This window comes from Ensifer sp. VA4 (assembly GCF_055710065.1).
The window spans coordinates 52,619-62,166 of the sequence record NZ_JBVQPO010000021.1 but is presented as its reverse complement, the minus strand read 5'-3'; the positions used below and the strand labels follow the sequence as shown (position 1 = coordinate 62,166).

Here is a 9,548-nt window from a genome sequence, read left to right as displayed (position 1 = left end):
TAGGGCTCAATCCGGCGCATCTGCTCCGGGGTCAACATCAGCAAATCAGTCAAGGTGGCATCCTCCTGCCACCTTGAATCACCACCCAGTCGTCAATTCAACCAATTAATGGGTCCTGAGCCTAGCTGAGCTGAGGGCGGTGCGACGGTTGCGGGCAACCCGGGACAACCCTTAGTCGCTCCACGGTCATCCCGGACTGCGATGAGTATTGATCGTTGCCGATGCCGTAGCGTTGGCCTGCTTTGCAGCGCCCTGATCCTTACCGGTGTTGCTGCCGTCCAGCGGACGACCCCATGGGACATCCGCCGAAGCTCGCGCTGGTTCGGCGGATGTCCGTGTCGGCAAGGAATAGGGCTCGCCGACGTGGAGCAACGATCGGCCCCATATCGAAGACAATCACCCTTCGCGTTCGCCGGTAAAATTCAGCAGTAGTTGGAAGATGTTGACGAAGTTCAGATAGAGCGACAGGGCACCGAAAACCGCGAGCTTCTGCTGCGATTCCTGGTCGAAATTGTCGGCATACTGTTCCTTGATGTTCTGCGTATCCCAGGCGGTCAGGCCGACGAAGACGACGATACCGATCACCGAAACGGCAAACTGAAGAGCGCTCGAGCCGAGGAAGATGTTGACGATCGAGGCGATAATCACGCCAATCAGGCCCATGATCAGGAACGAACCGAACTTCGCCAGGTCACGTTTCGTCACATAGCCGTAGAGGCTCGTCGCACCGAACATGGTGGCGGCGATGAAGAACGTGCGGGCGATGCTGGCTCCGGTGAAGACGAGGAAAACAGAGGCGAGCGACAGGCCCATGACGGCGCAGAAAGCCCAGAAGATCATCTGCGCTGACGACGCCGACATCGAATGCATCTTGAAGGAAAAGAAGAAGACGAAGGCCAGCGGAGCCAGCATCACCACCCACTTCAGCGGGGTCGAGAAGATCGGCATAAAGAGCGCGGGCGTGGTCCCGACGATGAAGGCCACAAGGCCCGTTACGACGAGGCCGAGCCCCATATAGTTGTAGACGCGCAGCATATGCTGGCGAAGGCCCTCGTCGAGGGCAGCGGCAGAAGCCTGGCTCATGCCGCCGAAGCGGTTCTGGTTCGAATACATCTAGGTTTCCTCAGTTCAGTAAAGTGAGTTTTTGAGTAGCTCGGCCTCATCGCTGAGGCCGATTCCTGGCGCACTTGAGACGACGGCATAGGCGACCTCGCCGACCTGCCACCACGCAGCCTCGGCATTGGAGAGATTGAGGTCCTTCACAGGCTCGACCGCGAAGTGCCCCGGCCTGCCGGCAAAGAGTGATATGACTGCGCCAGCATCGGTCTTGACGCTCGTCTCGACACTAGGCCCGAAATCCGAGGGGAAGACCTGCACATCGATGACGTTCCAATCCTTCGGAAGCTCCGGCATGACGATGGCGGTCGCCGCACGAATGTCGTCCGGGTCGTAGGTCTGCGCTTCCGGCTGTGACGGCATTCCCGCTCTGACGAGCGAAGTCTGATGGGCGCGGATCGCATGCTCCACGAAAGCAGGCGGATGGGCCGAGGCATTGACTTCGCTCGGGCCGACGGACGAATGGGCAATCCACCCCACCGAAACCATGAAGCCGGCTGCGGCGACCTTTTGCATGGCGTTCCACACGCGCGCATTCGTCAGTCCCGACGAAAGGCGGCGGGCGGCCTCGCGCGTCTCGGGACGTGGGGTAACGACATCCGACGTCATCGCCAACTTGAGCGTGGTTCGCATGCCGAGGTCGGCCATAACACGCGCCGCCGCATCAGGATTCTTCTCAAGCCAGGTCTCAACCCGCAGCCGCCCCGCCGCATCGAGCTGGTTGTCCACATAGGCATCGAGATCGGTATCGATAATCATGTCGACGTCAGTCATGATCGCCTCCGACAAGCCTCAGGTGGTTGGGCCTTTTCGTTCCACTCTCGAAATCTCTCAGACTCGCTCTTGCGCGCGAGACGCGCGACATCAGAGTTCCGACGGGAATGGCGAGTATGTCGGCCGCCTCTTGATAGGAGAGGTCCTCGACAGCAACGAGATGCAGCGCTTCGCGCTGCTCTTCGGGAAGCATCATGAACGCTTCGCGGACCTGAGCCAGCCGTACGCTGTGTTCCTGGTGGGCCGGGTAGGATAATGCCGCTTCCTGCGCCGTCTGGTCGTCACGCTGGCCGCGAGAGATCGCGGATCGCACGCGGTCGATATGCGTGTTGCGAACGATGGCGAAAAGCCAGTTTCTAAGGCTCGCCCCAGAGCGGAACGTCGAGCGTCGCTCATAGGCTCTCACCAGCGCATCGTGAACGAGATCCTCCGCGTCCGGCGAATTTCGCGCAAGCGAGCGCGCATAGCGCCTCAGCGCAGCCAACTGGCCAATAACGTCAAAGGCGCCCTTTTTCGAATCCATACCCGCATATACGGAGCGACGGCGTCTTCTCATCCATTGCGTTCAAAAAAATCTGAAAAAATCTGAGCGGCGCCTTCAGGACTTGGCTCCGCGCACGCTGGCAGCTAACGGGTTGGGCCTGCCCACACGCCGTGGCCGCGTCGGGCTTTTTCGTGCCCACGTGTCCCGCATGCAGTATCGGATCATCGTGCAGAGGCGCGATGATCCGATACTATTCTCGTCCTGTCGGAGCCCGGTCGGGCTATTGCCGGGCCTCATCTATGCAGGCTGTTGCGTCTGCCGGCTTACTTTGCTGACGAAATCGGCGATCAGCACGATGGTCAGGGCCTCGACGACGGTGACCAGCCACGGACCGTCGGTCATGACGCCTGTCTTGTCCTTCAGGTAGCCCATGAGATAGGGGCGCCAAAGCCGGCGAGGTTCGCGACAGAGTTGATCAGCGCGATGCCGACCGCTGCAGCCGAGGCCGCCAGGCAATCGTTCGGCATCTGCTAGAAGCCGGGATTGCGGACATGGTGCCGACGATCGCCAGCCCCAGAGCAGCGAGCGACAGGGCAGGGCTAACCGGAAGGGCGAAGCCCAGGACCATGAGGCCGGTGGCACCTGCAAGTGCCGCAAAGGCGCAGTGGTAGCGCACCTCAGATCATGCCAGCAGCACCGCCGAGATAGATGCTCCTATTTCACGACCGCACCGTACCCTGCAGTCGGACCTGATCTTCTCGACCAGCCGTCATTTCGCCAGCTACTTTGCGGGTTTACTGCCGCTCGTCGTCCGCCAGCCGCCGATCGAGTTCCCGCAGATGGTCTTCCACATGCTATGGCACGACCGCTCGCATCATTCGCCGATGCATCGGTGGCTGCGTGAAATCATTATGCAGGCGCGCAACAGGATCGCGACCTAGATTTCCGGACGAGGTGGCCGCTCGCCGATTAGCCTGGCACTCGCCCCCAATTCCTTCATCGCCGTGTCGGCGGTGGCCCAACAGAGTTGCGGACCACCAGGTCGGGCCTCAGCAGGATCTCCGTTTGGGAGGGGGTACGGTCCGACAGCATTTCGAGAAGCAGTGCCATCGCGTGCTTGCCGATGGCGGTGCGTGGCTGGCGGATCGTGGTCAGGGAAGGGGTCATGAAACTCGCTTGCGGGACGTCATCGAAGCCGGTGACCGAAAAGTGATCCGGGATGTCGTAGCCGCGCGCCTTGAGGCCGAGAGCGACACCAAGGGCAGTCTGATCGTTGACGCACATGAAGGCGGTCGGGAGGTCGTCGCGCATGAAGAGCCGTTCCAGCGCCAGCCTGCCGCTTTCCACGGTTCCGTCGCCTTCGAGGATAAGGCGGCGGTTCGGGGGGATGCCGGCCGCAACAAGCCCGGCCTCGTACCCTGACCGACGACGGCTATAGGCCAGGCGTGTGTGGGAGTCTCCGATGAATGCGATCCGTCGATGCCCTTCGGAAATGAGAAGGTCAACGGCCTTGCGCGCGCCTTCGATGTCGTCGACTCCGACATAGGGAATGCCGCCGTTAAAGACGGGCTCAAAAACGCCGACGGTCGGCGGCAGGCGCGGCGTCACCTCCTGGTGGCCGAAAGGAAGAATGCCGGTAAACAGGATCAGTCCGGCCGCCTGGTTCGAATTGAAGAACTTCAGATATTCCAATCCACGTTGGGCATCATTCTGGGTATGCCCGATCAGCACGCCGTAGCCATGGGCGCGTGCCTCGTTTTCGAGGCCAACGAGAATGCTGGAGAAATTCGGGTCGCCGATATCGGGCGCCACCACCAATATCATGTTCGACCGGCCGAGCCTCAGGCTGCGCGCCATCGCGTTGGTGGTGTAGCCCGTCAGAGCGATGGCCTGATTGACCTTCAGCCGCGTGGACTTGGCAACCTTCTCCGGCATGTGAATGGCCCGCGATACCGTCGCGATCGACACTTCGGCGATCCGTGCGACGTCTTCGATGGTTGCGGGGGTGGAATCGGACACTCGGCTGGCCTCGGGCTTTGTTGCGAGACACTACACAGACTTGCCTGGCGGTCAAACGCGCAAGCCGAAAAAATTGTCGAACAAGCATGATGTAAACCTTTACACTAGCCGATGTAAAGGTTTACATCATAGCAAATGGCGGTGGAGGCCGCAGGGGAGGGGAATATGACCACGGAGGTTGTCGACGGGGCGCCCGTCGTGCTGTCTGCGCGCCGCATCAGCAAATCCTTCAGCGGCGTGCAGGTGCTTTTCAGCGTCGATTTCGAGCTACGCCAGGGCGAAATCCACGCGCTGATGGGCGAGAACGGCGCCGGCAAATCCACACTCGTCAAGATATTGTCCGGCTTCGAGCAGCCGACTTCGGGTGAGATCCTGCTCGACGGCAAGTCAGTGAAACTTCCGGCAAACGGCGCGGCCGAAGCACTCGGCATCGTCATCATCCATCAGGAATTCAATCTTGCCGAACATCTGACCGTCACCGAGAGCCTGTTTCTCGGCCGCGAGGTGGCAAGGTTCGGCGTGCTCGACCGCAAGTTCATGCGCGCGGAAACACGCCGCGTTCTCGATCTCCTCGGTTCTCATGTCGACGAGAATGCGATGGTCGGGTCGCTGTCGATCGCCGAAAAACAGATGGTGGAGATTGCCAAGGCCATCAGCCGTGACGCGCGTGTCGTCTTCATGGACGAGCCGACCGCCGTGCTTTCTCGCGAGGAGACGAACTTCCTGTTCCGGCTGGTGCGCAAGCTGCGCGACAAGGGAACGAGCTTCGTCTTCGTGTCGCACAAGCTCGACGAGGTCATGGAACTCACCGATCGGGTGACAGTGCTGCGCGATGGCCAATGGATCAAGACGTCGCCGACCTCCATCCTCGATGGCGAGGCGATCGCGCAGTTGATGGTCGGCCGGGAACTGTCGAGCCTCTATCCCGCCAAAACCGAACCGGACATCGACGAGGAGGTCGTGCTGCGGGTCAACGGGCTTTCGACCGGATATGTCCGCGACGCGAGCTTCGAGGTCCGCCGCGGCGAAATCCTCGGCTTTTCCGGCATGATCGGCTCGGGGCGGACGGAATTGATGGAGGCGATCGTCGGATTGCGTCCCCGCCTAGCCGGCGAGGTATTCGTTCGTGGCCAGCCAGTTTCATCCGGCGACGTGCATGCGGTCAACAATGCCGGTCTCGCCTACATGACCAAGGACCGGAAGGCGAAAGGCCTGTTGCTCGATGCCGGCATGATGGCGAACCTGACGCTGCAATCGCTCGCCCGGCACACCCGGCTCGGCTATCTCGATCCCGGAAGCGAAGAAGCGGCGCTCGTCAAGGCGCGCCGCCGTTTCGACATCCGCGTCCGGGATGACAGCGTCGTTGCCGGGCGCATGTCGGGCGGCAATCAGCAGAAGCTGCTGCTTGCCAAGGTCATGGAGACCGATCCTGACATCATCATAATCGACGAGCCGACACGCGGCATCGACGTCGGCACCAAGCAGCAGATCTATCACTTCATCTCGGCGCTCGCCCGCGACGGTCGCTCGATCATCGTCGTTTCGTCGGAGATGCCCGAGGTCATCGGCCTCTGCAGTCGCGTGGTCGTCATGCGCGAGGGCCACATCGCCGGCATCCTCGAGGGCGACGAGATCTCCGAGCAGGAGATCATGCGCTACGCCGCAGGCTTGAAGAAGAAAACGGCGGCCTGACGCCGCGGCGGCGCATGCTACGCAGATGCTGAGAACAATAAGATTCCCGAAGATGGGACGGAGGTTCAATTGGATATGAGCGTAAACGAGGAAGGCAGTCAGGGCGTAATTCGCCGCCGCAGCTGGCGTGACATCGATCTCAGGGCTGTGGCGCCGTTCGTCGCGCTGGCGCTGCTCCTGTTGGTGGGGGCGCTGGTCAATCCCAATTTCATCAGCATCAACAACCTCGCCAACGTCGCCACCCGTAGCGCCTTCATCGCCATCATCGCGGTCGGCGCCACCTTCGTGATTTCGTCGGGCGATCTCGACCTGTCGGTCGGGGCGATGGTCGCCTTCATCGCCAGCCTGATGATCCTCTTCATGAACTCCGGCGTGATTGCCGATCCGGCGCTCATGCTTCTCGCCGCGGTCCTGTTCACCATCGTCTCCGGCGCGCTCTGTGGCCTCACCAACGGTCTGATCACCACAGTCGGCAAGATCGAGCCCTTCATCGCGACGCTCGGCACCATGGGCATCTATCGGGGACTGACGACCTGGCTGTCGCAAGGCGGCGCGATCACCCTCAAGGAACCGGAACTTCAGGAGATATATCGTCCCGCCTATTTCGGCACCATTTTCGGCGTTCCCGTTCCCATCGTCGTCATCCTCGCGGTGACTGCCGTAGCGGCCTTCATCCTTTACCGCACGCGCTATGGCCGGCACGTCGTCGCCGTCGGTTCCAATCGTGACGTTGCGCGCTACTCAGGCATTTCCGTCAACCGCGTCCGCACCGTCGCCTTCGTGATCCAGGGCCTGTGCGTGGCGGCCGCCGTCCTCCTCTATGTGCCGCGTCTCGGCTCGACGTCGGCGACGACCGGTATTCTTTGGGAGTTGCAGGCGATCACCGCCGTCGTGGTCGGCGGCACGGCGCTCAAAGGCGGCGCCGGTCGCGTCTGGGGCACGATCTGTGGCGCGTTCATTCTCGAGCTGGTCGGCAACATCATGCTGCTTTCCAACTTCATCAGCGAATACCTGATCGGCGCCATCCAGGGCGCGATCATCATCATTGCGATGCTCGTCCAGCGCTCGCTGGTGCGGAAATCGTGAGACGGCCGGGTCCCCAGGTCTCCCGGCCTAGAACAGGCTGACCTGACATTTGGGAGGAACTTAATGCGTAATAAGCTATTCGGCCTGACCCTCGCGGCTATGACAGCACTTGCTGGCGTGTCGCACGCGCAGGAGGAAAAGAAGGTCACGATCGGTGTCTCGATCCCGGCAGCCGATCATGGCTGGACGGCCGGCGTGGTCTTCCATGCCGAGCGGGTCGCCAAGATCCTGATGGAGCGCAATCCGGGACTCAACGTCATCGTGAAGACCTCGCCCGATCCGGCAAGCCAGGCCAACGCCGTGCAGGACCTCGAGACACAGGGCATCGACGCTCTTGTGATCCTGCCGACCGATCCGGATCCGCTCGTCAATGCCATCAAGGAAGTGAAGGGCAAGGGGACCTTCGTCGCGCTCGTCGACCGTGCGCCGAGTGTCAACGACAACTCCGTGCGCGATCTCTATGTCGCGGGCAACAACCCGGCACTTGGCCAGGTCGCTGGCGAATACATCAAGGCAACGACACCGGATGCTGAAGTCGTCGTCATTCGCGGCCTGCCGATCCCGATCGACCAGCAGCGCCAGGATGGCTTCGACAAGGGCATCGACGGGTCGGACGTCAAGGTTCTCGACCGACAGTACGGCAACTGGAACCGCGACGATGCCTTCAAGGTCATGCAGGACTATCTGACCAAGTACCCGAAGATCGACGTCGTCTGGTGCCAGGACGACGACATGGCCGTCGGCGTGCTGCAGGCCATCGAACAGGCAAAGCGCACCGACATCCAGTATGTCGTCGCCGGCGCCGGCTCGAAGGAGATGATCAAGAAGGTCATGGACGGCGACAAGATGATCCCGGTCGACGTGCTCTATCCGCCGGCGATGGTCGGTACGGCGCTCGAGATGACCGTTGCCAACTTCTACGGCCAGGTGCCGGTGCGTGGCGTCTACACGATCGACGCGACGCTGGTGACCAAGGACAATGCGAAGGACTTCTACTTCCCGGATTCGCCATTCTGATCCGGAGCCGAAGCAATGGGCGGCCCGCAATTGGCGCGGGCTGCCACCAATATGCATCGACATCCATCTGCGCATGAGCGCTACGGGCCGCGTGCGCTACCTGGGCCGGCTCGTCTGGAAAACCGAAAAATACGGTCGTCTTGGGCCCGGGGGGCTCGGGAGACGCCTTCCAATCGTCCGGCGAAACTTCCAACGGAGGAGACGAGACATGAAGACCATCAAGGGGCCAGGGCTCTTTCTTGCGCAGTTTGCCGGCGATGCGGCGCCGTTCAATTCCTGGGACGCGATCACCAAATGGGCAGCGGATTGCGGCTACAAGGGCGTACAGGTGCCGAGCTGGGATGGGCGGCTGATCGACCTGAAGAGGGCGGCAAGCTCGAAGACCTATTGCGACGAGTTCGCCGGCACGGCGCGCGAAAACGGCGTCGAGGTGACGGAGCTGTCGACCCATCTGCAGGGCCAGCTCGTGGCCGTGCACCCGGCCTATGACGAGGCCTTCGACGGCTTTGCTGCAGCGGAGGTGCGCGGCAATCCCAAGGCACGGCAGCAATGGGCGGTCGAGCAGGTGAAGCTGGCGCTGACGGCCTCGCAGCATCTGGGCTTGAAGGCGATGGCAAGCTTCTCCGGCGCGCTCGCCTGGCCATTCGTCTATCCCTGGCCGCAGCGGCCGGCCGGCCTCGTCGAGACCGCCTTCGACGAACTGGCGAAGCGCTGGAGGCCGATCCTCGATCACGCCGAGGACTGCGGCGTCGACATCTGCTACGAGATCCATCCGGGCGAGGACCTGCACGACGGCATCACCTACGAGATGTTCCTCGAGCGCACCGGCAACCATGCCCGCGCCTGCATGCTCTACGACCCGTCGCACTACGTGCTGCAGTGCCTCGATTATCTCGACAACATCGACATCTACAAGGACCGCATCCGCATGTTCCACGTCAAGGATGCGGAGTTCAACCCGAGCGGACGGCAGGGCGTCTATGGCGGCTATCAGGGCTGGGTCAACCGCGCCGGCCGCTTCCGCTCGCCCGGCGACGGCCAGGTGGATTTCGGCGCGGTGTTCTCGAAGATGGCGGCCAACGATTTTGCCGGCTGGGCGGTGGTCGAATGGGAATGCGCGCTGAAGCACCCGGAGGACGGCGCGCGCGAGGGGGCCGACTTCGTCAAGCACCACATCATCAGCGTCACCGAGAAGGCCTTCGACGATTTCGCCGGCGCCGGCAGCGACGAGGCGGCCAACCGGCGCATGCTCGGGATCTGAGGCTTTTCCTCGCGCCAGCGCCTTAGGGGCACACCTTTTCCGTCCTGCGCTTGAGGCCGCCTCTGGAGCGCCGCGTACCGAGGCCGTTTCGGCCGGCCG

At 62.0% G+C, this 9,548-nt stretch carries 9 protein-coding genes; 4 read left to right on the top strand and 5 right to left on the bottom strand.

Annotation, left to right across the window (positions count from 1 at the left end):
• Nucleotides 1-396: 396 nt before the first annotated feature.
• The 5 genes from AC0C6X_RS27865 to AC0C6X_RS27845 form a co-directional block, all read right to left on the bottom strand.
• On the bottom strand, nucleotides 397-1,113 hold the full coding sequence (locus AC0C6X_RS27865; RefSeq protein WP_472956292.1) for a Bax inhibitor-1/YccA family protein: 717 nt from the start codon (nucleotides 1,111-1,113) through the stop codon (nucleotides 397-399).
• Nucleotides 1,114-1,128: 15 nt separating this feature from the next.
• Entirely contained in the window at nucleotides 1,129-1,890 is a 762-nt protein-coding gene (locus AC0C6X_RS27860; protein WP_472956290.1) for an anti-sigma factor family protein, read from the bottom strand.
• Complete coding sequence (locus AC0C6X_RS27855; protein ID WP_472956288.1) at nucleotides 1,883-2,413, bottom strand: sigma-70 family RNA polymerase sigma factor; 531 nt, start codon at nucleotides 2,411-2,413, stop codon at nucleotides 1,883-1,885. The genes AC0C6X_RS27860 and AC0C6X_RS27855 overlap by 8 nt, the downstream gene beginning before the upstream one ends.
• Nucleotides 2,414-2,671: 258 nt before the next feature.
• Nucleotides 2,672-2,806 carry a hypothetical protein gene (locus AC0C6X_RS27850; RefSeq protein WP_472956286.1) on the bottom strand — a complete coding sequence of 45 codons (135 nt, stop codon included), beginning with the start codon at nucleotides 2,804-2,806 and terminating at the stop codon, nucleotides 2,672-2,674.
• 564 nt (nucleotides 2,807-3,370) lie between these two features.
• Nucleotides 3,371-4,393 (bottom strand): LacI family DNA-binding transcriptional regulator, encoded by a 1,023-nt coding sequence (locus tag AC0C6X_RS27845; protein ID WP_472956284.1) that lies wholly within the window; start codon nucleotides 4,391-4,393, stop codon nucleotides 3,371-3,373.
• 165 nt (nucleotides 4,394-4,558) lie between these two features.
• On the opposite strand from AC0C6X_RS27845, the gene AC0C6X_RS27840 reads away from it, so the two are divergent.
• From AC0C6X_RS27840 to AC0C6X_RS27825, 4 genes are all read left to right on the top strand, one after another.
• Complete coding sequence (locus tag AC0C6X_RS27840; RefSeq protein WP_472956283.1) at nucleotides 4,559-6,085, top strand: sugar ABC transporter ATP-binding protein; 1,527 nt, start codon at nucleotides 4,559-4,561, stop codon at nucleotides 6,083-6,085.
• 75 nt (nucleotides 6,086-6,160) lie between these two features.
• Nucleotides 6,161-7,171 carry an ABC transporter permease gene (locus AC0C6X_RS27835; protein WP_173518342.1) on the top strand — a complete coding sequence of 337 codons (1,011 nt, stop codon included), beginning with the start codon at nucleotides 6,161-6,163 and terminating at the stop codon, nucleotides 7,169-7,171.
• 63 nt (nucleotides 7,172-7,234) lie between these two features.
• Nucleotides 7,235-8,188 (top strand): substrate-binding domain-containing protein, encoded by a 954-nt coding sequence (locus tag AC0C6X_RS27830; protein WP_173518343.1) that lies wholly within the window; start codon nucleotides 7,235-7,237, stop codon nucleotides 8,186-8,188.
• A gap of 208 nt (nucleotides 8,189-8,396) precedes the next feature.
• Nucleotides 8,397-9,449 carry a sugar phosphate isomerase/epimerase family protein gene (locus AC0C6X_RS27825; RefSeq protein WP_472956280.1) on the top strand — a complete coding sequence of 351 codons (1,053 nt, stop codon included), beginning with the start codon at nucleotides 8,397-8,399 and terminating at the stop codon, nucleotides 9,447-9,449.
• Nucleotides 9,450-9,548: the final 99 nt, after the last annotated feature.